This window comes from Comamonas sp. Z3, from assembly GCF_008121565.1.
Lineage (GTDB): Bacteria > Pseudomonadota > Gammaproteobacteria > Burkholderiales > Burkholderiaceae_C > Comamonas > Comamonas brasiliensis.
In genome coordinates, this window is record NZ_VOQU01000003.1 from 255,623 (window position 1) to 279,259 (window position 23,637).

18 protein-coding genes are annotated in these 23,637 nt (G+C 62.0%); 6 read left to right on the forward strand and 12 right to left on the reverse strand.

Annotated elements, in window-relative coordinates; all coding sequences use genetic code 11:
* Nucleotides 1-50: 50 nt before the first annotated feature.
* Nucleotides 51-2,360, reverse strand: a complete 2,310-nt coding sequence (locus tag FSY59_RS09710) for an NADP-dependent malic enzyme (protein WP_003060022.1) — start codon at nt 2,358-2,360, stop codon at nt 51-53.
* Between the two features lie 281 nt (nt 2,361-2,641).
* Here FSY59_RS09710 and mnmE point away from each other — a divergent pair, with 281 nt between their 5' ends.
* A complete protein-coding gene (gene mnmE / locus FSY59_RS09715; protein WP_019042632.1) occupies nt 2,642-4,069 on the forward strand; it encodes a tRNA uridine-5-carboxymethylaminomethyl(34) synthesis GTPase MnmE in 1,428 nt (475 codons plus the stop codon).
* An 88-nt stretch (nt 4,070-4,157) separates the two neighbouring features.
* Here the strand turns inward: mnmE and yidC are convergent, their stop codons facing one another.
* From yidC to rpmH, 4 genes are all read right to left on the reverse strand, one after another.
* Nucleotides 4,158-5,870 carry a membrane protein insertase YidC gene (gene yidC / locus FSY59_RS09720; RefSeq protein ID WP_148728884.1) on the reverse strand — a complete coding sequence of 571 codons (1,713 nt, stop codon included), beginning with the start codon at nt 5,868-5,870 and terminating at the stop codon, nt 4,158-4,160.
* Complete coding sequence (gene yidD, locus FSY59_RS09725) at nt 5,867-6,166, reverse strand: membrane protein insertion efficiency factor YidD (RefSeq protein WP_003060017.1); 300 nt, start codon at nt 6,164-6,166, stop codon at nt 5,867-5,869. The genes yidC and yidD overlap by 4 nt, the downstream gene beginning before the upstream one ends.
* Nucleotides 6,163-6,720: a ribonuclease P protein component gene (locus FSY59_RS09730; protein WP_019042630.1), complete on the reverse strand. Its 558-nt coding sequence runs from the start codon at nt 6,718-6,720 to the stop codon at nt 6,163-6,165. Before FSY59_RS09730 ends, yidD begins: the two co-directional genes overlap by 4 nt.
* Nucleotides 6,721-6,784: 64 nt before the next feature.
* The gene (gene rpmH / locus FSY59_RS09735) at nt 6,785-6,919 is read right to left on the reverse strand and encodes a 50S ribosomal protein L34 (RefSeq protein WP_003060014.1); all 135 of its coding nucleotides are present in this window, start codon (nt 6,917-6,919) and stop codon (nt 6,785-6,787) included.
* A gap of 516 nt (nt 6,920-7,435) precedes the next feature.
* Here rpmH and dnaA point away from each other — a divergent pair.
* The 3 genes from dnaA to gyrB all read left to right on the forward strand — a co-directional run bounded on the left by dnaA (nt 7,436) and on the right by gyrB (nt 12,862).
* Nucleotides 7,436-8,842: a chromosomal replication initiator protein DnaA gene (gene dnaA, locus FSY59_RS09740; protein ID WP_003060009.1), complete on the forward strand. Its 1,407-nt coding sequence runs from the start codon at nt 7,436-7,438 to the stop codon at nt 8,840-8,842.
* Between the two features lie 182 nt (nt 8,843-9,024).
* Nucleotides 9,025-10,146 (forward strand): DNA polymerase III subunit beta, encoded by a 1,122-nt coding sequence (gene dnaN, locus FSY59_RS09745; RefSeq protein WP_003060007.1) that lies wholly within the window; start codon nt 9,025-9,027, stop codon nt 10,144-10,146.
* Between the two features lie 148 nt (nt 10,147-10,294).
* Nucleotides 10,295-12,862: a DNA topoisomerase (ATP-hydrolyzing) subunit B gene (gyrB, locus tag FSY59_RS09750; RefSeq protein ID WP_003060005.1), complete on the forward strand. Its 2,568-nt coding sequence runs from the start codon at nt 10,295-10,297 to the stop codon at nt 12,860-12,862.
* A 57-nt stretch (nt 12,863-12,919) separates the two neighbouring features.
* On the opposite strand, the gene FSY59_RS09755 is transcribed toward gyrB, so the two are convergent.
* On the reverse strand, nt 12,920-13,537 hold the full coding sequence (locus tag FSY59_RS09755; protein WP_148728885.1) for a glutathione S-transferase family protein: 618 nt from the start codon (nt 13,535-13,537) through the stop codon (nt 12,920-12,922).
* 156 nt (nt 13,538-13,693) lie between these two features.
* On the opposite strand from FSY59_RS09755, the gene FSY59_RS09760 reads away from it, so the two are divergent.
* Together FSY59_RS09760 and FSY59_RS09765 are read left to right on the forward strand one after the other, a co-directional pair.
* The gene (locus tag FSY59_RS09760) at nt 13,694-14,095 is read left to right on the forward strand and encodes a YkgJ family cysteine cluster protein (RefSeq protein WP_003072116.1); all 402 of its coding nucleotides are present in this window, start codon (nt 13,694-13,696) and stop codon (nt 14,093-14,095) included.
* Between the two features lie 38 nt (nt 14,096-14,133).
* Entirely contained in the window at nt 14,134-14,991 is an 858-nt protein-coding gene (locus tag FSY59_RS09765; RefSeq protein ID WP_253279278.1) for a DUF3883 domain-containing protein, read from the forward strand.
* Between the two features lie 22 nt (nt 14,992-15,013).
* Here FSY59_RS09765 and FSY59_RS09770 read toward each other — a convergent pair whose 3' ends face one another.
* The 6 genes from FSY59_RS09770 to FSY59_RS09795 form a co-directional block, all read right to left on the reverse strand.
* A complete protein-coding gene (locus FSY59_RS09770) occupies nt 15,014-16,405 on the reverse strand; it encodes a HAMP domain-containing sensor histidine kinase (protein WP_148728886.1) in 1,392 nt (463 codons plus the stop codon).
* Nucleotides 16,405-17,109: a response regulator transcription factor gene (locus FSY59_RS09775; RefSeq protein WP_019042907.1), complete on the reverse strand. Its 705-nt coding sequence runs from the start codon at nt 17,107-17,109 to the stop codon at nt 16,405-16,407. The genes FSY59_RS09770 and FSY59_RS09775 overlap by 1 nt, the downstream gene beginning before the upstream one ends.
* Nucleotides 17,110-17,231: 122 nt before the next feature.
* Nucleotides 17,232-18,527 (reverse strand): TolC family protein, encoded by a 1,296-nt coding sequence (locus tag FSY59_RS09780; RefSeq protein ID WP_148728887.1) that lies wholly within the window; start codon nt 18,525-18,527, stop codon nt 17,232-17,234.
* The gene (locus tag FSY59_RS09785) at nt 18,505-21,618 is read right to left on the reverse strand and encodes an efflux RND transporter permease subunit (RefSeq protein ID WP_003059994.1); all 3,114 of its coding nucleotides are present in this window, start codon (nt 21,616-21,618) and stop codon (nt 18,505-18,507) included. The genes FSY59_RS09780 and FSY59_RS09785 overlap by 23 nt, the downstream gene beginning before the upstream one ends.
* A 19-nt stretch (nt 21,619-21,637) precedes the next feature.
* Nucleotides 21,638-22,801, reverse strand: coding sequence for an efflux RND transporter periplasmic adaptor subunit (locus FSY59_RS09790; protein WP_255439311.1), 1,164 nt, complete (start codon nt 22,799-22,801; stop codon nt 21,638-21,640).
* A gap of 406 nt (nt 22,802-23,207) precedes the next feature.
* On the reverse strand, nt 23,208-23,549 hold the full coding sequence (locus FSY59_RS09795) for a hypothetical protein (RefSeq protein ID WP_148728888.1): 342 nt from the start codon (nt 23,547-23,549) through the stop codon (nt 23,208-23,210).
* Nucleotides 23,550-23,637 lie beyond the last annotated feature (88 nt).

Genomic DNA, 23,637 nt, shown 5'->3' on the forward strand with positions numbered 1-23,637 from the left:
AAAAGCCCGCCGTGCTCCATGCACGGCGGGCTCTTGTTTTTGCCGCGCGCTTAACGGCTGACGTTGGCGTCGGCCACGGTCAACGCCGTCATGTTCACGATACGGCGCACCGTGGTGCTGGGCGTCAGCACATGCACGGGCTTGGCCGCACCCAGCAGCACCGGGCCCACGGCAATGCCGCCGCCGGCCGCCTGCTTGAGCAGGTTGTAGCTGATGTTGGCGGCGTCGATATTGGGCGAGACCAGCAGGTTGGCATCACCCAGCAGCGTGCTGTTGGGCATGAGCTTGGCGCGGGCCTTGCCGTCCAGAGCCACATCGCCGTGCATTTCGCCATCCACTTCCAGCCAGGGTGCCTGCTCGCGCAGCAGCTCCAGGGTCTGGCGCATCTTGACGGCGCTAGGCTGGTTGCTGGAGCCGAAGTTGGAGTGGCTCAGCAGCGCAGCCTTGGGCTTGATACCGAAGCGCATCATTTCCTCGGCGGCCATGATGGTGATCTCGGCCAACTGCTCGGCCGTGGGGTCGTAGTTGACGTGGGTGTCGACCAGGAATACCTGGCGCTCGGGCAGCAGCAGACCGTTCATGCAGGCATAGGTGGTCACGCCGCTGCGCTTGCCGATGACCTGATCGATGTAGTTCAGGTGCACATTGGTGTTGTTCCAGGTGCCGCAGATCAGGCCGTCGACCTCGCCCTTGTGCAGCAGCATGGAGCCGATCAGCGTAAGGCGGCGGCGCATTTCGATCTTGGCGATGGGCGCGGTGATGCCCTTGCGCTCCGTCATGCGGTGATAGCTCTGCCAGAAGTCGCGGTAGCGCTCGTCATGCTCGACGTTGACCACGTCGTAGTCGGCGCCTTCCTTCATGCGCAGGCCGAACTTCTCGATGCGCTGGGCAATGATGGCGGGGCGGCCGATCAGCGTCGGGCGCGCAATGCGCTCGTCCACCACGATCTGGGCCGCGCGCAGGATGCGCTCTTCCTCGCCCTCGGCATAGGCCACGCGCTTCTTGGAGGCCTTCTTGGCGGCATGCACGATGGGCTTCATCATGGTGCCGGAGGCGTAGACGAAGGTCTTCAGATGCTCGCGGTAGGCATCCATGTCCTGAATGGGGCGCTTGGCCACGCCGGCTTCGGCCGCAGCCTGGGCCACGGCAGGCGCCACAACCAGCATCAGGCGCGGATCGAAGGGCTTGGGAATCAGGTACTCGGGGCCGAAGCTCAGCACCTCGCCCACATAGGCGGCTGCCACTTCCTCGGACTGCTCGGCCTGGGCCAGCGCGGCAATCGCGTGCACGCAGGCGATCTCCATCGAGGTGGTGATGGTGGTCGCGCCGCAGTCCAGCGCACCACGGAAGATATAGGGGAAGCACAGGACGTTGTTGACCTGGTTGGGGTAGTCCGTGCGGCCCGTGGCGATGATGGCGTCGTCGCGCACCGCCTTCACATCTTCGGGAATGATTTCCGGGTTGGGGTTGGCCAGCGCGAAGATGATGGGCCTGGCCGCCATCTTCCTGACCATGTCCTGCTTGAGTACATTGCCGGCAGACAGCCCCAGGAAGGCGTCAGCGCCCTCGATCACCTCGCCCAGCGTGCGCAGCTCGGTCTTCTGGGCAAACAGCGCCTTGTCCGGGTCCATCAGCTCGGTGCGGCCCTCGTAGACCACGCCGGCGATATCGGTCACGAACACGTTCTCGCGCTTCAGACCCACTTCCAGCAGCAGGTTCAGGCAGGCCAGCGCCGCGGCGCCGGCACCCGACGCCACCAGCTTGACCTCTTCGATCTTCTTGCCGGCGACCTTGAGCGCATTGACCATGGCCGCTGCCACGGTGATGGCCGTGCCGTGCTGGTCGTCGTGGAAGACGGGAATGTTCATGCGCTTGCGCAGCTCGCGCTCCACGAAGAAGCACTCGGGCGCCTTGATGTCTTCGAGATTGATGGCGCCGAAGGTGGGCTCCAGCGCAGCAATCACGTCGACCAGCTTTTGCGGGTCCTTCTCGTCGATTTCGATATCGAACACATCGACGCCGGCGAACTTCTTGAACAGCACGCCCTTGCCCTCCATCACGGGCTTGGAGGCCAGCGCGCCGATGTCGCCCAGGCCCAGCACCGCCGTGCCGTTGGAGATCACGCCCACCAGGTTGCCGCGGCTGGTGTATTTGAAGGCCGCAGCCGGATCCTTGACGATTTCCTCGCAGGGCGCAGCCACGCCGGGCGAGTAAGCCAGGGCCAGATCATGCTGATTGGCCATGGGCTTGGTTGCCGCGATGGCCACCTTGCCGGGCTTGGGGAACTCGTGATATTCCAGTGCCGCCTGACGCAGCAACGCACGTTTATCAATCGAGGTAATGGGCTTGGTGTCGGACATCAGCGGTCTCCAGCTCGCAAAGTAAGTCATCCGCAGTAAGGACTCTCTATGGGCACATTACCCGGCCCCTGTGTTCCTGCGGACGATGAAATCGGATTTTGGATTGTAGGCCGAGCGCTATCAAAAAAAGAGGGGTTGCAGCTCGGCGTTTAAGGTCAAACAGCCATGACTGTTCAATAACAATGCAAACGAAATCATAGCATTATGCAAATAATGCATGAAGCACAGAGATATGATTCTTGTTGACCTTTGTTTGCCTGCCTCTCTGAAAGCTTCTGCCCATGCTGCCCCGCCACAACGACCCGATTGCCGCCATTGCCACCGCCCCCGGGCGCGGAGCCGTTGGCATTGTGCGAGTCTCCGGCAAAGGTCTTGCAGCCCTGGTGCGAACGCTTTGCGGCAGGGAGCTGAAACCGCGCGAAGCGACTTATCTGCCCTTCAGGGATGCAGGCGGCTCGCCCATAGACCACGGCCTGGCGATCTACTTTCCCGGCCCCCACAGCTACACAGGCGAGGACGTGCTGGAGCTGCAGGCCCACGGCGGCCCCGTGGTGCTGCAGCTGCTGCTGGCGCGCTGCCTGGAGGCGGCCCAGAGTGGCAGCGAGGACGGCAGGCCGGTGCTGACAGGGCTGCGTCTGGCCCAGCCCGGCGAGTTCACCGAGCGCGCGTTTCTCAACGACAAGATCGACCTGGCCCAGGCCGAGGCGATTGCCGACCTCATCGATGCCAGCACCGAAGCCGCCGCGCGCAGTGCCAGCCGTTCGCTGTCTGGCGCGTTCTCGCAGGAAATCCATGTGCTGCGCGACGCCCTGGTGCATCTGCGCATGCTGGTGGAAGCCACGCTGGACTTTCCCGAGGAGGAAATCGACTTTCTGCAGAAGGCCGATGCCTTTGGCCAACTCGAGCGACTGCGCGCCCAGGTCACTGCCGTGCTGGCACGCGCCCATCAGGGCGCGCTGTTGCGGGAAGGCATCAAGGTGGTGATTGCCGGTCAGCCCAATGCGGGCAAGAGCTCGCTGCTCAACGCACTGGCGGGGGCCGAGCTGGCCATCGTCACCCCGATTGCCGGAACCACGCGCGACAAGGTGCAGCAGACGATCCAGATCGAGGGCGTGCCCCTGCATGTGATCGACACCGCAGGCCTGCGTGACAGCGATGACGAGGTGGAGCGTATCGGCATTGCCCGTGCCTGGGACGAGATTGCAGCAGCCGATGCCGTGCTCTTTCTGCACGATCTGACCCGCGTGGAACAGGCCGACTATGCGACGGCCGATGCCGATATCGCCCGCACCCTGCAGGGCAGGCTGCCCGCTCAGGTGCCGGTCATCCATGTCTGGAACAAGACCGATATGGCGGCTGCCGATGTACAGGCCCGTCACACCGCCCAGCTGAATGCACAGCAGATCGCCTTGTCCGCCCGTACCGGCGACGGCCTGGACGCGCTGCGCAAGCGGCTGCTGGAAGTGGCGGGCTGGCAATCCGCGCCCGAGGGCCTGTACCTGGCCCGTGCCCGCCATGTGGAGGCCCTGCAGGCCGTGGATGTCCACCTGGAGATGGCCGACGCGCAGCTGGCGGCGCAATCCGCCCATCTGGATCTGCTGGCCGAGGAGCTGCGCCTGGCCCAGCTGTCGCTGAACTCGATCACCGGCGAATTCAGCTCCGACGACCTGCTGGGAGTGATCTTCTCCAGCTTCTGCATCGGCAAGTAAGGCAGCAGGCAGGCCGCCGCCTTGTTCGAGCGGGCATAAAAAAACGCCACCTTTTCAGGTGGCGTTCTTGTTGGCGCTGGCGCCGTGCTTACTTGCCTTCGGCAGCCTTGCCGAACTTGGGCAGGTTGAACTGAGGCGGCACGCCCATGCGCTTGTTGATGATCCACTGCTGAGCGATCGACAGAATGTTGTTCGTCAGCCAGTACAGCACCAGACCCGAGGGGAAGAAGAAGAACATCACGCTGAACATCAGCGGCATGATCCACATCATCTTGGCCTGCATGGGGTCAGGAGGAGCGGGGTTCAGGGCGGTCTGAAGCAGCGAGGACAGAGTCATCAGCAGCGGCAGGATGAAGAAGGGATCCGGCACCGAAAGGTCGTGAATCCAGCCGATCCAGGGCGCGTTGCGAATTTCCACGCTGGACTGCAGCACCCAGTACAGAGCCATGAAGACAGGGATCTGGATGATGATGGGCAGGCAGCCGCCCATGGGGTTGACCTTCTCCTCGCGGTAGATGCGCATCATCTCCTGCTGCATCTGCTGGGGCTTGTCCTTCAGACGCTCGCGCATTTCCTGAATGCGGGGGTTGATGGCCTTCATCTTGGCCATCGAGGAGTAGGCCTTGGCGTTGAGCCAGTAGAAGGCGATCTTCAGCAGCACCACCAGGGCCACGATGGACCAGCCCCAGTTGCCGATGAACTTGTGCAGCTCGGACAGCAGCCAGTACAGCGGCTTGGCCAGAATCGTCAGCCAGCCATAGTCCTTGACCAGTTCCAGACCGGGCGAGAGCTTTTCCAGCATGGGCTCGATCTGAGGGCCGGAGAACAGGCGCGAGCTCACGGTCTTGGTCTGGCCGGGTTCCACCGTGCCCACGGGCGTGATCATGCCCACGGCATAGAGGTTGTCGCCCACCTTGCGCACGAAGTTGTCGCGCTGGATGCCGTCGGCCAGCAGCCAGGCGCTGGCGAAGTAATGCTGCACCATGGCCACAAAGCCATTGGGAGAGGCCTTGTCGACCTCGGCCTTGCCGCTTTCGATGTCCTTGAACTCGACCTTGTGGTACTTCTTGGCGTCGGTATAGACGGCGGGACCGGTGAAGGTGGAATAGAAGCTGGACTCATGCTCGGGCTTGTTGCCGTCGCGCACCAGCTGCATGTACAGCTGGGGGTTCACGGCGGTCGAGCCGGTGTTGACCACATCGTGCTGCACATCGACGGCATAGGAGCCGCGCTTGAGCGTGAAGGTCTTGACCAGCTTCACGCCACCCTGGTCGGCGGACTCGAAGCGCACTTGCACGCTGTCCTGACCGTCCTTGAGCTCGCGCTCGCCGGGCATCACGGTCATGGGAGTCTTGTGCGTGGGGAAGTTGCCGCCGATCAGGCCGGTCTGTCCCAGGTAGACGCGCTTGGCGTTTTCCTCGAACACCTGCATGAGCTTCTTGTCATCCGCGGTGTCGGAGTACTTGAGCAGCTGGGAATGCTTGAGCGTGCCGCCTTCGCTGTCGAAGGTCAGACGCATGACATCGCTGCCCACGGTCACGTCCTGACGGGGCGTCACGGCTGCTGCGGGCTGGCCTGCGGCATTGGCAGCACCGGGCACATCGCCGGCAGAAGCGGCTGCGGCGGGCTGGGGAACGCTGACATCGGCAGGCTTGGCATCGGCCGCAGCAGGTGCACTGACCGTCTGCGGCGATGGGAAGAAGGTGGGCTTTTTGCCGTTATGGATTTGCCACTTGTCCCAGAGCAAAACCATGGAAAAGCCAAATATCACCCACAGTATGGTGCGGCGAATATCGTTCATGAAGACTTCTTAGGTGAGGAAGGTTGGGTGGTCGCGGAAGAATCCGAGGCATTGTCCAGAAAGGAAAACAGCCTGGGCTTTTGCTGTGGCACGGGATCATGCCCTCCGTCACACCACGGATGACAGCGCGCCAGCCGGCGCACCGTCAGATAAGAGCCTACCGCAGCGCCGTGTTGCTCCAGCGCTTGAAGGGAATAGGCCGAGCAGGTCGGCTCGAAGCGACAGGCCGACCCCAGCCAGGGACTGAGCAGCAGCCTGTAGCCACGCACCACAGCCATGAGCAGTCGCTGCATCATGGCTGGTTCTCCGGCTGATTAGCTATTGAATCAGTAGCTTCTTGCGTTTTTCCATCAAGGGCTTGAGGCGAATTTTCCTTCAACCCCACCTCCGCCGTGGTGGCCTGACGGGTCTGCGTCAGGCGGCGCGCCCCGGTCGCAAAAAGCTGTTGCAGTTCCTTGCGGACCGCTGCCTTGAGCTGGTCCGAGGTTGCACTGACGAATTGCTTACGGTCAAACCCCGAGCGCAGGCGCACCACATAGGAAGCACACAGCAGGGCATCCTCGTACTCCGAGGACACCGCATAGATCTGGCGCTTGATGGTGTGGCGCGTGACCGAGCGCCGTGCCCAGCGTTTGGGCACCATGGCACCCAGCCAGGCCTGCTTGCGCACGGCACCAATGCCAAACAGGGCCTGCGGATCGCTCGATCCGGGCCCTGTCCTGGGGTTGGCAACCATGTCGGCAACCTCGGCCACCAGCTCCATGCGGTGCAGGGCGAAGTGCGGGGTACGGGCAATGGTGCCCGCGGACATGGTGGCCTGGAATTGCGGACGCGTTTTCAGCCTTTGCATAGGAGAGCCTCCGTTCAGAGGCCTTCAGCGCAGCGAAGGAGCAGACCGCTAGCCAACGCCGGCCTTAGACGGCCAGACGCTTGCGGCCCTTGGCGCGACGTGCGTTGATCACGGCACGGCCACCCTTGGTCTTCATGCGGACCAGGAAACCGTGGGTACGGGCGCGGCGGATCTTGGAAGGTTGGTAAGTACGTTTCATGTTGGTTCCTTGAGAAGGTTCAGTATTTGCGTCGGCAAGGCGCCATGTTTGCGCCCGACCATTCCGGTTTTGCGCCGCACACTGTCACCGCCAAGCCCGATATTTTTTCACATGCCGAGCATGTCATCGGACCAGAAGGCAACAAACGGAACAAAGCACCCGCCACAGCGCCCGGGAACATGTTGTGCATGTTCTAAAGCAGCTGGGCGCGCGCGCACAAAAAAGGCGCCCGGCTCATATCACCCTGAACACATTCAGGGAAACCGGGGATTATCACAGCGTTGCGCCTTTGATGCAATGACCCTTGAATTTGCTATGGACTCATGAGGATACCGACAAGCCTGCGCAGAGGTCGGAGATTCTTTACAAGCCGCAGGCTGCCTAATCTATTAGGATGTGCAGCCTATAACGCACTGGAGCCGGGGACAGCCTTCTGATATTTTGTGGATAACTTCCGCAAAAGCTACAATACCAACCCCGCAACTGTTCCTCCTATCCACAATTAGACTTTTGACAATGACAGAGGAACCAACCAATGATGCAGGCCAGGCCCTGTGGCAGGTCTGCGTTGAGCAACTGGGTCAGGAGCTGCCGGAGCAGCAATTCAACACCTGGATCAAGCCGCTGACGGCACTCGTTGCAGAAGATTTTTCCAAGGTCACCGTCTATGTGGCCAACCGCTTCAAGCTGGACTGGATCCGTGCCCAGTATGCAGGCCGCATCTCGGCCATGCTGGAGTCGCTCTACGGCCAGCCGGTCACCCTTGAGTTAGCACTTGCTCAGCGCGAAAGCGTTGTGCGCACTTATGTGCGCCCGCCATCTGCAACGCAGCAGACAGCGGCGCAGACGCTCAATGTCGCCGTGCCCACCGTCACCAGCGAAGAGGCCAGTGCGCCGGTTTTCCGCACCCGCCTGAACCCGGCTCTCACCTTCGAGACCCTGGTCGAAGGTACGGCCAACCGCATGGCGCGCTCGGCCGCCATGCATGTGGCAGGCTCGCCCGGTCATCTCTACAACCCCCTGTTCATCTACGGCGGTGTCGGCCTCGGTAAGACCCACCTGGTGCATGCTGTGGGTAACCAGCTGCTCAAGGACAAGCCCGACGCCAAAATTCTCTACATCCACGCCGAGCAGTTCGTGTCGGATGTGGTCAAGGCCTACCAGCGCCGCACCTTTGACGAGTTCAAGGAGCGCTACCACTCGCTCGATCTGCTGCTGATCGACGATGTGCAGTTCTTCGCCAACAAGGACCGCACGCAGGAAGAGTTCTTCAACGCCTTCGAGGCCCTGCTGGCCAAGAAGAGCCATATCGTGATGACGTCCGACACCTATCCGAAGGGTCTGGCCAATATTCACGAGCGTCTGGTCTCGCGCTTCGACTCGGGCCTGACGGTGGCCATCGAGCCGCCCGAGCTGGAAATGCGCGTGGCGATTCTGATCAACAAGGCCCGCGCCGAGAACGCCGACATGCCCGAGGAAGTCGCCTTCTTCGTGGCCAAGAACGTGCGCTCCAACGTGCGTGAGCTCGAAGGCGCGCTGCGCAAGATCCTGGCCTATTCGCGCTTCAACCAGAAGGAAGTGTCGATCCAGCTGGCGCGCGAGGCGCTGCGCGACCTGCTCAGCATTCAGAACCGCCAGATCTCTGTGGAAAACATCCAGAAGACGGTGGCTGACTACTACAAGATCAAGGTGGCCGACATGTACAGCAAGAAGCGCCCGGCCAGCATTGCGCGGCCGCGCCAGATTGCCATGTACCTGGCCAAGGAGCTGACGCAGAAAAGCCTGCCCGAGATCGGCGAACTGTTCGGCGGCCGCGACCACACCACCGTGCTGCACGCCGTACGCAAGATCGCGGGCGAGCGCCAGACCAACACCGAGTTGAACCAGCAGCTGCATGTGCTGGAACAAACGCTCAAGGGTTAAGAGCGTGTTCACGATCTGCTCGCGCCGACGTAGAGATCATGACCACGCTCTAAAAAACTACCCCATGAATGTCACTCACACAGGGCAAAATGGGGAATTCACGCGGCATGAGGGAGCGTCCGCATCGCCCTGCGGGCGCCGCCGCGTCAAAACATATGCGCACTTAAATCACTGAGGTTGACATGATCGTCCTGAAAGCCACACAAGACAAAGTTCTCGCGGTCCTGCAATCGGTGGCCGGCATTGTCGAGCGCCGCCACACGCTGCCCATTCTGGCCAATGTGCTGATCAAGAAGACGGGCAATGCGCTGCAGCTGACAACCAGCGACCTGGAAATCCAGATCCGCACCACGGCCGAGCTGGGCGGCGACGCCGGCGACTTCACCACCACCATCGGTGCCCGCAAGCTGATCGACATCCTGAAGACCATGCCCGGCGACCAGACCGTGAGCCTGGAGACGCAGCAGGCCAAGATGATTCTCAAGGGCGGCAAGAGCCGCTTCACGCTGCAGACCCTGCCCGCCGAAGACTTCCCGCTGGTGCAGGAATCGGCCGCCTTCGGCCCTGCCTTCAGCGTGCCGCAGAAGGTGCTCAAGGACCTGCTGGGCCAGGTTTCCTTTGCCATGGCCGTGCAGGACATCCGTTACTACCTGAACGGCATTCTGTTCGTCGCCGAAGGCAACACCCTGAGCCTGGTGGCCACCGACGGCCACCGCCTGGCCTGGGCCAGCGCCACGCTGGACGTGGAAGTGCCCATCAAGCAGGAAGTGATTCTGCCGCGCAAGACCGTGCTGGAGCTGCAGCGCCTGCTGTCGGACGCCAGCGGCGAGAACCAGCCCGTCATCGAGATGCAGTTTGCCAACAACCAGGCCAAGTTCACCTTTGGCGGCATGGAGTTCGTGACCAAGCTGGTCGAGGGCAAGTTCCCCGACTACAACCGCGTCATCCCGCGCAACCACACCAACAGCGTGACCCTGGGCCGCGCCCCGCTGCTGGCATCGCTGCAGCGCACGGCCATCATGACCAGCGACAAGTTCAAGGGCGTGCGCCTGTCGGTCGAGCCTGGCACGCTGCGCGTGGCGTCCAACAACGCCGAGCAGGAAGAGGCCATGGACGAACTCGACATCGACTACGGTGGCGACACCATCGAGATCGGCTTCAACGTGACCTATCTGATCGACGTGCTCACCAATATGAGCCAGGACATGGTCAAGATCGATCTGCAGGACGGCAACAGCTCGGCACTGGTCACCATCCCCGAGAACGAAAGCTTCAAGTACGTCGTGATGCCCATGCGCATCTGAATGGACCGAACGCAGCCAGTCATTTCATTGCCTGAAATAACAGGAGCAGCTACCGCTCGTCCTGTAATGATTTCAGGCAAGTATTCATTTGAAAGTTATGCAGGTCAGGCGCCAACAGCTCCTGACCTTGTAGCAGCAAGGTAATTTCATGACCGAAGAGAACAAGCCAGACACCCAGAGCGCCGCAGATGCAGGCGGCTATGGCGAAGGCGCAATCCAGATCCTGGAAGGCCTGGAAGCCGTGCGCAAGCGCCCGGGCATGTACATCGGTGACACCTCGGACGGCACCGGTCTGCACCACCTGGTCTTCGAGGTCGTGGACAACTCCATCGACGAAGCGCTGGCCGGCTACTGCGACGACATTCTGGTCACCATCCACGCCGATGGCTCGCTGTCCGTGATCGACAACGGCCGAGGCATTCCCACGCGCGTGAAGATGGACGACAAGCACGAGCCCAAGCGCTCGGCGGCCGAAATCGCCCTGACCGAGCTGCACGCTGGCGGCAAGTTCAACCAGAACAGCTACAAGGTCTCGGGCGGTCTGCACGGCGTGGGTGTGTCCTGCGTGAACGCGCTGTCCATCTGGCTCAAGCTCACCGTCAGCCGCGACGGCGTGCGCCATGAAATCGACTTCTCGCGCGGCTTTGTGCAAAACCGCCTGATCGAAGTCGTGGACGGCACCGAAGTCTCGCCCATGCGCGTGCTCGGCCCCAGCGACAAGCGCGGCACCAAGGTGCACTTTCTGCCCGACCAGGAAATCTTCAAGGAGAACTTCGAGTTCCGCTACGAGATTCTGGCCAAGCGCCTGCGCGAGCTGTCCTTCCTGAACAACGGCGTGCGCATCCGCCTGAAGGACGAGCGCGACGGCAAGGAAGACGACTTCTCGGGCGCCGGCGGCGTCAAGGGCTTTGTGGAATTCATCAACGGCACCAAGAAGGTCCTGCACCCCACCACCTTCTACGCCGAAGGCACACGCCCGGCAGAGACCTATGGTGGCATTCCCGGCACCGAAATCGGCGTCGAAGTCGCCATGCAGTGGAACGACAGCTATGCCGAGCAGGTGCTGTGCTTCACCAACAACATTCCCCAGCGTGACGGCGGCACCCACCTGACCGGCCTGCGCGCCGCCATGACCCGCGTCATCGGCAAATACATCGCCGACAACGAACTGGCCAAGAAGGCCAAGGTCGAAGTCACCGGCGACGACATGCGCGAAGGCCTGTGCTGCGTGCTCAGCGTGAAGGTGCCCGAGCCCAAATTCTCCAGCCAGACCAAGGACAAGCTGGTCAGCTCCGAAGTCCGTGCGCCCGTGGAAGACATTGTCGGCAAGCTGCTCGCCGAATTCCTCGAAGAAAAGCCCAACGACGCCAAGATTCTCTGCAACAAGATTGTGGAAGCCGCCCGCGCCCGCGAAGCCGCCCGCAAGGCCCGCGAAATGACGCGCCGCAAGGGCGTGCTCGACGGCATGGGCCTGCCCGGCAAGCTGGCCGACTGCCAGGAAAAAGATCCTGCGCTGTGCGAAATCTACATCGTCGAGGGTGACTCCGCCGGCGGCTCCGCCAAGCAGGGTCGCGATCGCAAGTTCCAGGCCATCCTGCCGCTGCGCGGCAAGATCCTGAACGTGGAAAAGGCCCGCTACGAAAAGCTGCTGTCCAGCCAGGAAATCATCACCCTGATCACCGCCCTGGGCACCGGCATCGGCAAGGTCAGCGAAGACTCGGGCAAGAGCAGCAGCGACGACTACAACCCCGACAAGCTGCGCTACCACCGCATCATCATCATGACCGACGCGGACGTGGACGGCGCCCACATCCGTACCCTGCTGCTGACCTTCTTCTACCGCCAGATGCCCGACCTGGTCGAGCGCGGCCATATCTACATCGCCCAGCCGCCGCTGTACAAGGTCAAGAACGGCAAGGAAGAGCTCTACCTCAAGGACGGCCCGGCCCTCAACAAATACCTGCTCAAGATCGCGCTGAACCATGCCAGCGTGAACACCGGCGGCGACAATCCGCGCACCGTGGAAGGCGAAGAACTGGCCAAGCTGGCCAACATGCACCTGGCCGCCGAAACCGTCATCGAGCGCCTGTCCAACTTCATGGATGCCGAAGCCCTGCGCGCCATTGCCGACGGCGTGCAGATCAAGCTCGACACCATCGAGCAAGCGCAGGAGTGCGCCCCGATTCTCGAAGCCAAGCTGCGCGAGCTGACCACCACCGGCGTGCCGGCCGATGTGACGGCCGAGATCGACCCCAACAGCGAGCACCCCATCCTGCGCATCAGCCGCCATCACCACGGCAACATCAAGAGCTCCATCCTGACCCAGGAGTTCGTGCGCAGCCATGACTACGCGGCCCTGTCCGACGAAGCGCAGAACTTCGTCGGCCTGCTTGGCGAAGGCGCCAAGGTCACGCGCGGCGAAGGCGAAAAGGCCAAGACCGAGAAGGTCGGCGACTTCCGTCAGGCCATGGCCTGGCTGATCTCCGAAGCCGAGCGCACCACGGGCCGCCAGCGCTACAAGGGTCTGGGCGAAATGAACCCCGAGCAGCTCTGGGAAACCACCATGGACCCCAATGTCCGCAGCCTGCTGCAGGTCAAGATCGGCGACGCCATCGAGGCCGACCGCGTCTTCACCATGCTCATGGGCGACGAGGTCGAGCCGCGCCGCAACTTCATCGAAGACAACGCGCTGCGGGCGGGGAATATCGACGTTTGATCCCCCTGCAGGTGAATTCAAGAAACAAAGAGAAGGCCGGCGGAAGCTGGCCTTTTTTTATTTCAGCCTCTGCACCGAAGCCCTGGCCTTCACGCGCTCGAAATGGGCCGCCACGCGCGGGAACTCGGCGATGTCCACGCCGTCGCCCTTGAGCCAGCCCGCCACGGTGTAGAGATAGCCGTCGGCCACGGTGAACTGCTCACCCATCACCCAGGTCTTGTCACCCAGATAGTGCTGCTCGATCACGGCAAAGCAATCGCGCATGTTCTGCGGCACCTTGGCGCGCATGGCGGCCTGGGCAGCCTCGTCGTCGGCCCAGCGCGAGGCGCGCGGACGGTGGGCGTGGGCGATGTGCGCGGTCGATGCCAGATAGGCATTGAACTCCTGCATCTGCGCCAGCGCGAAGGGATCATGGAGCGGCGCCAGTCTTGCCTGCGGATGGGTCTGCGCCACGTACAGCAGCAGCGCCGGAGTCTCGGTCAGCACGCCGTGTTCCGTGGCCAGCGCGGGCACTCTGCCCTTGGGATTGATGCCCAGGTATTCGGGGCTGCGCTGCTCGTTGTCGGCAAAGCTCAGCGTCTTGAGCGTGAACTGGGCATCCGCCTCATAAAGCGCAATCAGTACGGCCTGCGCGCAGGTGCCAGCTGCGTAGTAAAGCGTGGTTTGACTTGCCAAAATCGTTCTCCCGTGGATGGTGATATGCCTGTGCAGTGTAGGCTGCCCTGCAGCCCGCTCAATCCCATGAACCGGGTCTGCTCATAGCAATGGCGCAAGGCAGACATCGACATCTCATGGCAGCATCGCGCTTCTGCCAGAAGTGCCCCACCCGAAATGAAATCCTCCATCCGCATTGTTGACGTCGACCGCCTGGAAACCTGGAGCAAGTACAAGGCCGGCATGTGTGACAGCTGCGCGGCCAATTGCTGCACCATGCCGCTGGAGGTGCGCCTGCCGGATCTGGTGCGCCTGGAGCTGGTGGACCCGTTCGAGGTCGAAAACATCGAGCCCAAGCTGATCGCCAAGCGGCTGCTGAAGATGCGCCTGATCGACCACTTCAACCCCAAGCACGAGATCTTCACCATGGCCCGCCGGGCGGGCGGCGACTGCAATTTCCTGGACAAGAACACGCGCCGCTGCACGGTCTATGAAAAGCGCCCGGAGACCTGCAGATTGCACCCCAAGAAAGGCCCCAAACCAGGGTTCTGTGCCTATGGCAACAAGGCGCTTTCATAGCAGCAAGCAGTGCGTTTAATCCCTGGCAAGATCGGGACATGGAGACATCACAAAAAGGCAAGCCTTGGAGCGCAACAGAAGTTCGGGCAACCATCCAAAGTTATCTGAACATGCTGCAGCAAGAACTGGCCGGGCAACGCTACAACAAGGCGGCTTGCCGACAGCTTCTATTCCAGCAACTGAACGGTATCCGATCGCCTGCATCCATTGAATTCAAGCACTGCAATATCAGTGCAGTCATGCGTCTTCTTGGCTACCCTCACATCAAGGGTTATCAGCCACGGTTCAACTTCCAGTCGCTGCTGATAGAGGAAGTCGAATCCCAGCTGCAGCAATGCCAGGCGTTGGAAGCCATCGTGCAATTTGCCGTGACTCAGCCGGCAGTTGAGTACCTCGCTCCGACATTCGACACTGTGCAGCAAGAGCCCCCGAAGCGCACGCCCAAAGCGGCTGAGCCCACCGCGACTTATGCCCTGCACAGTGCCGCTAAACGTGACTATCTGGCTCAGGAAGCACGCAATCGTTCACTGGGTTTGGCCGGCGAAAAATTTGTGCTGGCTTATGAGCAATGGCAGCTTGAAAAGCAAGGACTGCACAAGTTGGCAAGCAGGGTCGAGCATGTTGCCGAGTCGCTGGGGGATGGACTCGGTTTTGATGTGCGATCCTTCGACCTGCATGGCAAGGAAAAGCTGATCGAAGTAAAGACCACCAGCTTTGCCAAAGAAACGCCATTTTTTGTCACACGCAATGAGCTGCAGGTGTCACAGCAAGAATCTTCTCGCTTTCATCTATACCGACTTTACGACTTCAGAAAGCGCCCTCAGTTGTTTGATCTGCCAGGAGCGATCGACAGCCATTGCCAGTTGGATGCACAAAGCTATCGCGCCAGCTTCTAACGACGAGACTCCGATCTCGCCCCTACGCCACGGCAGGCAGCCAGATGCGCGCCACCAGGCCTGGATGGGCGTTGTGAAAACTGAGCTTGCCGCCATGCAGCTGGACAATGGCCAGCACACTGGCCAGACCCAGTCCATAGCCCGGGCGATCAGATTCCGCGCGGTAGAAACGGGTGGTCATTTTCTCCAGGGTCTGAGGATCTGCACCCGGCCCCTGGTCCTGCACGGTGATCTCCACACCCCAGACGCCATCGCTGCCATGCTCCTGCGCTGGCGCGGCACGCAGCAGCACGTCAGCCCCGTGGATATCGTCGGGTGACGCTCCGTATTTAATAGCATTATCGACAAGATTGGAGACAGCGCTGGCCAGCAGGTCGCCATCGCCCAGGGCCTGCACACCTTCCTGCACATCCAGCCTGAGAATGCCGCCGGCGTCTTCCACCAACGGTTCGTAGAAGTCCACCACGTCGACCAGCAAGGCCTGCAGATCAACCGATGCAAAGCTCTTGCGACTGGCTCCGCTTTCCACTTCGGCAATCTGCAGCAGCTTCTCGAACACCACGCCCAGCTCGGCCACTTCTTCGGCCACCAGCGCCAGCGTGGCGGACTGCATTTCGGGGCTGGCCTGCTGCGCGTTGCGCAGACGCAGCAGGATGCGCGTCAGCGGCGTTCTGAGGTTGTGCGCAATGCTGTTGGAGACGTGGCGTATACCTTCCATCAGCTGCTCGAGCCTGTCGAGCATGGTGTTGATATCGCGGTTGAGCAGCGTGAATTCATCCTCGCGCTGATCGACCGGTATGCGCTGGCGCAGCTCGCCTGCCGCCACACGCGACATGGTGCTGCGAATGGCGGCCGCGCGCTCGTCCACCACGCGTCGGAAGACCATGGCGCCTATCACGGCCATGATGCAGGCCGCCACGGCCGCCAGCAGGCTGGCCTGGCCAAACAGCTCTTCCATATCGCGCTGCAGCTGCATGTCGCTGCCCACGGCCAGCAGATTGCCATTGGGCATTTCCACGACGGCCACCCGGCCTACCATCAGCCGCCCGTTGCGCTTCACGGTCAGCTCGCGCACGCCCATGATGCTGAGCTTGCGCGGAGGATAGACCTCGGCATTGCTGACAATGGTCTCACCTTGCGGGTTCATGAGAATGACGATTTCCGTGTCGGTGTTCACACCGTCACGAATGGTCTGCAGAATCTCGTTTTCCAGCGCCCCCGGGCCGTATTTCGCCGAGTGCTCGGTCAGTCTGCGCACATGGTTTTCGGCCTGCTTGTCGAGCCGTACCCGCACCACGCCCACGGTCTGGACATAGAAGACAGCCAGCACAATGGCCATGGTCAGCACCATGAGGCCGCCATAGCTGAGAGCCAGCCTGAAGGCCAGCGAACTCCAGGGTCTGGAGCGCATCATCAGACCACCTCGGGCAGGTCTTGTGGCTGGTCCGAGAGGCTGTAGCCCACACCGCGCACGGTGTGGATCAGAGGCGTGGCAAAGCCTTTGTCCACCTTGCTGCGCAAGCGGCTGATGTGCACGTCGATCACATTGGTCTGCGGATCGAAGCGGTAATCCCAGACCGACTCCAGCAGCATGGTGCGCGTGACGATCTGGTGCGCGTGCTGCATGAGAAACGCCAGCAGACGGAATTCGCGCGGCTGCAGCGACAGCGGCTGGCCGGCACGCTCGGCGCTGCGCGAAATCAGGTTGACGCGCAGATCGGCCACCTGCATCTCGCGCGTGGGAGCCGGGATCTGGGCACGGCGCACCAGGGCTTCAAGCCTGGCCGATAGTTCGGAAAAGGCAAAGGGCTTGGTCAGATAGTCATCGCAGCCGGCCTTGAGCCCACGCACTCTCTCGTCCGTGGCAGACAGGGCGCTGAGCACCAGCACCGGCGTCTGCTTTCCCATGGAGCGCAACGCCTGCAGGATCTGCAGCCCGTCGAAGCCATTGGGCAGCATGCGGTCGAGGATGATGACATCCCAGTTCTCGCCCACGGCCTGCGCAATGCCTTGCACACCGTCAGCGCAGACGCTGACATGCGCGCCTTGCTGGCGCAACCCTTCAGCGATGTAACGCGCGTTGAGCGCATCGTCTTCGATGATGAGGTAGCGGTACATGCGAAGTCTGTCTCTGGCCGTTGGTGGACAGACACTATAAGCCGTCGCCTCGTCCTTCGCAGCGGGCAGCAGGGATGCATCAGGAGGTGGTACAGGGGTTTGTGCCATCTCCCTTGCCTCGCTCAAGGCTGCACCTGTGGCAGATCGCCGCTGGCCAGACGCACTTCCCATTCGGCGTCCAGCATGTCCTTGACCAGCTCCAGATGCTCCAGCCGATGCTCGGTGATCGAGCCCAGTGCATCGATCAGCTCAAGAATCGTGCCCTTGCCCAGCTTGTAGGCGTCCTGAGCCATCTGGTGCAGCGGCGCAATCTGGGCCAGCCCTTCCTTCTCGTAGTCGCGCACGGCCGTGCGGCGCAGCGACAGCTGCTGCAACGCGCGCTGCAGTTCGGACTGAGCGGCCAACAAGGCCGCATCGCGGCGCAGCTCAGCCTGGTCGGCCTCGACCTTGGCGCGCTCGATGGGGCCCTGGCGGCGGTCGAACAGCGGGATCTCCACGCTCACGCCCACCTGATTGAAACTTCCGTCCACGCTGTTGCGGATGCGGGCCAGACCAAAGGATGGCGTGGGCAGGGCCTCACGCTGCTCCAGCTGGATCTTCTGGCGCGCTCTGTCCAGCTCGGCCTGCGCGGCACGCAGGCTCGGCAACTGGATCTGCGCCTGGTTCCACAGCAGCTCGTAGCCAGGGGCCTTGCGCAGGTCGGAAGCCTGCAGGCTGCCTTCGACACGCACCTGCCATTGCGGCAGGGCCGCAATGGCAGCCACGCGCGATGCGGCATCCCGCAAGGCGGCCTGAGCCTTGCTGACCTGCATGCTCATCTGGGCCTGCTGCAGGTTCAGCCGCGCGCCGTCATAGCGGCTGCGCGTACCGGCTTCGATCTGGCCCTTGACGATGTTGCCCGCCCTCTCCAGCTCGTCGCGTGCAGCCAGCCACACCTGATAGCGCTGCTGCGCCACCAGCAGCTCGTTGAAGGCATGGGCGGCATCGCTCATGGTGACGGCGACCGCCACGTCTGCATTGGCCGCCGCGGCCTTCTCGCCCAGCCTGGCGTTCTCGATGCGCATGCCGCGCTGGCCGAAGATGGGAATGGCCTGCTCCACGCCCCATTCCTTTTCGCCGCGCTTGCTGGAGTAATGCATGGCGGGATTGGAGATGGTGGCCGCCGTCTTGCTGTCGGCCCTGGCCAGATCCAGCTGCATGCGATCGGCCGCCAGATTGGGCTGGTTCTGCACGACGATGCGCAGATATTCCTGCAGGGTCACAGGCTGCACAGGGGCCGCCATACGGCCCGCTGCTGCACTGTTCTGCGCAGGTGCGTCCATCGCATCGGCAGCATGAGCGAGGCCGCTGAAAGCACCGCAGCACAGTGCTACAGCCATGGCCAGCGAGTGCCATTTATTCATCTTGAGCGCTTTCATCACGTTCTTCCTGCGTCAACATGTTCTTGGGGCCCAGCAAGGCATACAGCACGGGCAGCAGCACCAGTGCCACCAGAGGCAGCACCACCATGCCGCCGACGATGACCGAGGCAAACGGGCGCTGGGTTTCGCTACCCACGCCAGTGGACAGTGCCATGGGCAGCAGGCCCAGCAGCGCCAGCAACGCCACCAGAATGATGGAGCGCATGCGCTCGGCCGCTCCTTCGATCAGGGCCTGCATCAAGGGCATGCCCTGACGGCGCAAGTCCTCGACCGCAGAGACCACCAGCAGCCCCGCCAGGGCCACCTGGCCCAGCAAGGCAATAAAACCGATGGCCGCGCTGATGGAGAGCTCGATATGCGCCAGATGCAGGGCCGCAATCCCGCCCACCATGGCAAACGGCGCACACAGCAGGATGATGCCGGCGCTGCGGGCCTGGCCCAGCGCACCGAACAGCAGGGCGTAGACGATGACCAGCGACAGCGGAACCACCACCTTCAGGCGCGCAGCCGCACGCTGCTGGTTCTCCCATTCACCGCCCCAGACGGCCTGGTAGCCTTCAGGCAGCTTCACGTTCTGCTTGAAGGTGGCCAGCGTGTCCTTCACCACCGATCCGATGTCACGGCCTTCCACGTTGAACTTGAGCGCCATGTAGCGCGCATTGCCTTCGCGGAAGATGGAGGAGTTGCCGACCTTCATGCTGACCGTACCGACCGAGCCCAGAGGCACCGAGCCACCATCGGGCAGCGGTATGGCGATGTTGCGAATACGCTCTTCGTCCATGCGGTCCACGTAGGGCAGGCGCACGCGCACCGGCACGGGGAATTCGCCTTCCCACAAAGTGGTGGCCACATTGCCGGCCAGGGCCACTTCCAGGGTCTTTTGCGCGTCCTCCATGGCAATGCCCTGGCGTGCCAGGGCCTGGCGGTCGAACTGCACATGCACCTGGGGTGCCGGGGCATCGCGGTACAGATCCAGATCGACCACGCCATCGATGTCCCTCACCAGCGATTTGGTCTGCTGAAGAATGCTGCGCAGCGTGGGAATATCAGGCCCGAACAGCTTGAGCACGACCTGGCCGCGCGCGCCCGAGGTGGACTCTTCCACGCTGTCGCGAATGGGCTGCGCGAAGTTGAAGGCCACGCCGGGAATCTCGCCCAGCGTCGCCCGCATTTCCTCGATCAGTGCGGGCTTGGTCAGGCCCTTGCGCCATTCGCCATGGGGCTTGAGGCGCACCAGCACCTTGGCCAGATTCAGCGTCTCGTTGTCGGTGCCCGATTCGGGGCGCCCCTGCTCCGTGGTGACGGTGATCACTTCGGGGAAGACCTTGAGACGCAGACGCACATCGCGCAGCACTTCCTGGCCTTTTTCCAGCGAGATGGAAGCCGGCATCTGCACCAGCACATAGGCATCGCCCTCATCGAGCTCCGGCAGGAACTCGGTGCCCAGCCATTTGGCAGAAACACCAGCCACCACCAGAACGCTCACGAACACGGCGATCACCGCAGTGCGGCGCTTGGCTGCGCCCAGCACCTTGGCGATCCAGTGCTGGTAGCCGTGGTGCGCACGGTCGAAGATCTTGGGCTCTTCCACCATCACATGCTTGGGCTTGAGCAGCAATGCGCACAGCGCCGGCACCAGACCCATGGCAAACACCAGCGCACCCAGCAGGGCAAAGCTGTAGGTCATGGCCAGCGGGCGGAAGATGCGACCTTCGATGCTCTGCAGCGAGAACACGGGAATCAGCGCCGCAATCACGATGGCCATGGCGAACAGCGTGGGCTTGGCCACGGCAACGGCCGAATCCACAATGATGTGGCGCATGTCGTTGGCCGTCTGCGGCTTGCGCTGCCGTGCGTTGCGGATGATGTTCTCGGCCAGCACCACGGCACCATCCACCATGATGCCGAAGTCGATGGCGCCCATGGAGATCAGATTGGCAGGCATGCCCAGCCAGTGCAGGCCGATGAAGGCCACCAGCAGCGACAGCGGAATCACCGTGGCCACGATCAGCGAGCCACGCAGGCTGCGCAGGAACAGCCACAGCACGGCAATGATCAGCGTGGCACCGAACAGCAGGTTGTGCTGCACGGTCTTGAGCGTGTGGCCCACCAGATCGGAGCGGTCATAGTTGGTGACCATGTGCATGCCTTCGGGCAGGCCGCCGCTGTTGAGCTCATCGACCTTGGCATGAATGTCATCGAGCACGATGGAGGGGTTGGCGCCGCGCTTGAGCAGCACAATGCCCTGCACCACATCGTTCTGGTCGTCCATGCCCACCGAGCCCTGGCGCGGCGTATGCGACTGCGCGACACGCGCCACGTCGCCGATGGTCACGGGAGCCTTGCCACGCATGGCAACGACCACATCCTGAATCTCCTGCGGATTGCGCAGCAGGCCGATACCGCGAATGATGAAGGACTGCTCGCCACGGCGCATCAGGCCGCCACCCACGTTGCGGTTGGACTTGGAGAGCGCATCGCTCACATCGTCCAGCGACAGGCCCAGGCTGTAGAGCTTTTCGGGGTCGACTTCAACGTGAAACTCCTTGACGAAGCCGCCAATGCTCACCACGTCGGCCACGCCCTGCACCTGCTTGAGCACGCGCACCACATGCCATTCCTGCTCGGTGCGCAGCTGCGCCAGATTGTGTCTGTCGCTCTGCAGGCGGTAGTAGAAGATCTTGCCCAGCGGCGTGTAATCAGGCGCCATTTCAGGCGTCACGCCATTGGGCAGATCCGCCTGCGGCAGACGCTGCGACACCTCGGCGCGCGCCGTAAAGCTTTTCGCGTCGTCGTTGAAGACCAGATTGATCATGGAGAGGCCGAAATAGCTCTCCGAGCGCAGCGATATCAGACCCGGCGTTCCGTTGAGCTCACGCTCCAGCGGCTGGGTGATCTGGCGCTCCACCTCTTCGGGAGCCAGGCCCGGTGCCTGGGTGATCACCCCGACCTGCACATTGGTCACGTCGGGATAGGCTTCGATGGCGGTCTGCAGATAGGCGTAGACGCCGTAGACGGCAATCGCCAGCGTGGCGCACACCGCCAGCAGCCGACGATGCACCACAAATGAAATAAATGAACTCAGCATGGTTCAGGCTCCTGCCGGACTAGAGCAGCTGACTGGCCGCGCCGTCGAGCAGCAGACCACCACGCACCACAATCTTCTCACCGACCTTGAGGCCGCTGATCACCGGGACCATGCCTCGCGATGGGCGCCCCAGCGTCACCACGCGCGCCTCGAACTGGTTGTTCTCATGCTGCACATAGACCACGCTGTGGCTTTCATCCTTGATGAGCACGGCGGTGACCGGAATCAGCATCTCCTGCTGATTCGACAGCTGCACGCCCACCTTGGCCTGCATGCCGGGACGCAGCACCGGGTTCTGTTCGCTCAGCTCCACCACCACGGCAGCGCGGCGCGACTCCTTGTCCAGCGTGGCTCCAAGATGGCGCACCGTACCCCTGATCGGCTTGGGCAACTGCGGCACCTCGACCTGCACGGCACTGCCCAGGCGAATGCCGGGCAGATCGGACTCGAACACCTCTGCGACCACATTCATGGCCTGGGGATCGCCAATCATGAACAGCGCGGCTCCCGGTTCAGCGGCAGTCCCCACCACGGCCTTGCGCTCGGCCACGATGCCGGCACGCGGTGCGCGCAGCTCGAGGCGATCGCCACCGCCCGAGCCCAGCAGCTGGGCCGTGCCCTGTGCGCGGCCCAGCTCCTGCGAGGTCTCGCGCAGCTTGGCCTGCGCGGCGCGCAGATCGACTTCCACACCCACGCCCTTGTCCACCATGGTCTGCTGGCGCTGGGCTTCTACCACGGCCACATCATGTGCGGTCTTGGCCGCAGCCACGTCATAGCGGGTGCGCAGCGCATCGGGACTGACCAGAGTCGCCAGCAGATCGCCGGCCTTGACCATATCGCCCACATGCGCATTGACGGACAGGACACGCGCCGAAACCGGTACCGAAACGGAGGCCACGCGATCCTCGACGAAGGCCACATGCGCAGGAGCCCAGGCCATCTGCAACCCCTGCGGATTGGCTACGGGCGCGATCTCCAGCATCTTCACGGAGGCTGGCTTGACCTGGATAAAGCCCTTGGGCAGTTGCGCAACCGGCTTCTGCGCCTCCTCGGTGGCTCTGGAGGCATCACAGCCGAGCAGCAGACCCGCCACGGCAATGGCCGCAGCCATCACCGGCAGTCTTGCCAATGTCCAGTTTGGTAAATGTGCCGCTCCCGGCTGTCTCACAAGGCTCTTGTACATGTTCACTCTTTCCCAAGTCCGGCAAGTGACGGGCGCGTCCACGACTTCACCTGCAGTGATGACGCCATGCTAGGAAGAGCACCCCGCGGCGTGGATGACACACGCATTACGGTTTGGTAAGGCCGATCACGGACTGACGGACTGAAACAGGGCCGCAGAGCAGGCCCTGCTCCGCTGGCGGTCTGAAACCAGGAAATCAGCCTTCAGACAGGCTGCATTGCCCATTTTTCAGGCAACTCACGCATACCCTCTGCCATTTGCTCAAAAAACAGGCATCTTTCATGTATTTTTTCATACATGAGTACCGAAAGTATCATTACTTCATGATCACAGGCCGAAGCATGCCTGGTCCCTGAACTTCAGGGAAAACAGGATCAATCCATTGATGGTCAATGGATATCTACTATCAAAAGATGAGCTTTGAAGTTATCCACGCGGTGGATAGATTTCGCACCATTCCTTCTCCGCATCCAGATTTCAACAGAAACCGGTGCTCTTGCATACAAAGCAGCGAGACGAGCATTGGCGATGGGTAATCTTCCGCCATCCGCTGCACGCTGCGGCCTTCACCAGACTTGTGGATAAATCTTCTGCTTTGCCATCTGCAAGAGTGAAGAAAGCCATGAACAACCTTACCCACAGCACTTGAAAACCATGCTGTTTCTGCAAATTTGCAGCAACACAAGAATCTAGAAAAATCTTTTTGTTCATAAAAATTTAACAGCCATATCCACAGGTATTTGTACATGGTTGTCTCCAGGATATGTACAGGCCATTCTTCAAGTCATTCTGTGGATAAGTTTCTTGGTAACTGCACCCGGCAAAATCCACAACTA

Coding starts and splice junctions, on each gene's coding strand:
- FSY59_RS09780 (WP_148728887.1), bottom strand. CDS start 18,527: ATGAAAGCGCTCAAGATGAATAAATGGCACTCGCTGGCCATGGCTGTA.
- FSY59_RS09775 (WP_019042907.1), bottom strand. CDS start 17,109: ATGTACCGCTACCTCATCATCGAAGACGATGCGCTCAACGCGCGTTAC.
- FSY59_RS09730 (WP_019042630.1), bottom strand. CDS start 6,720: ATGCAAAGGCTGAAAACGCGTCCGCAATTCCAGGCCACCATGTCCGCG.
- dnaN (WP_003060007.1), top strand. CDS start 9,025: ATGATCGTCCTGAAAGCCACACAAGACAAAGTTCTCGCGGTCCTGCAA.
- mnmE (WP_019042632.1), top strand. CDS start 2,642: ATGCTGCCCCGCCACAACGACCCGATTGCCGCCATTGCCACCGCCCCC.
- yidC (WP_148728884.1), bottom strand. CDS start 5,870: ATGAACGATATTCGCCGCACCATACTGTGGGTGATATTTGGCTTTTCC.
- FSY59_RS09760 (WP_003072116.1), top strand. CDS start 13,694: ATGAAATCCTCCATCCGCATTGTTGACGTCGACCGCCTGGAAACCTGG.
- FSY59_RS09785 (WP_003059994.1), bottom strand. CDS start 21,618: ATGCTGAGTTCATTTATTTCATTTGTGGTGCATCGTCGGCTGCTGGCG.
- dnaA (WP_003060009.1), top strand. CDS start 7,436: ATGACAGAGGAACCAACCAATGATGCAGGCCAGGCCCTGTGGCAGGTC.
- FSY59_RS09790 (WP_255439311.1), bottom strand. CDS start 22,801: ATGTACAAGAGCCTTGTGAGACAGCCGGGAGCGGCACATTTACCAAAC.
- FSY59_RS09710 (WP_003060022.1), bottom strand. CDS start 2,360: ATGTCCGACACCAAGCCCATTACCTCGATTGATAAACGTGCGTTGCTG.
- FSY59_RS09795 (WP_148728888.1), bottom strand. CDS start 23,549: ATGTACAAATACCTGTGGATATGGCTGTTAAATTTTTATGAACAAAAA.
- FSY59_RS09765 (WP_253279278.1), top strand. CDS start 14,134: ATGGAGACATCACAAAAAGGCAAGCCTTGGAGCGCAACAGAAGTTCGG.
- FSY59_RS09770 (WP_148728886.1), bottom strand. CDS start 16,405: ATGATGCGCTCCAGACCCTGGAGTTCGCTGGCCTTCAGGCTGGCTCTC.
- gyrB (WP_003060005.1), top strand. CDS start 10,295: ATGACCGAAGAGAACAAGCCAGACACCCAGAGCGCCGCAGATGCAGGC.
- yidD (WP_003060017.1), bottom strand. CDS start 6,166: ATGATGCAGCGACTGCTCATGGCTGTGGTGCGTGGCTACAGGCTGCTG.
- rpmH (WP_003060014.1), bottom strand. CDS start 6,919: ATGAAACGTACTTACCAACCTTCCAAGATCCGCCGCGCCCGTACCCAC.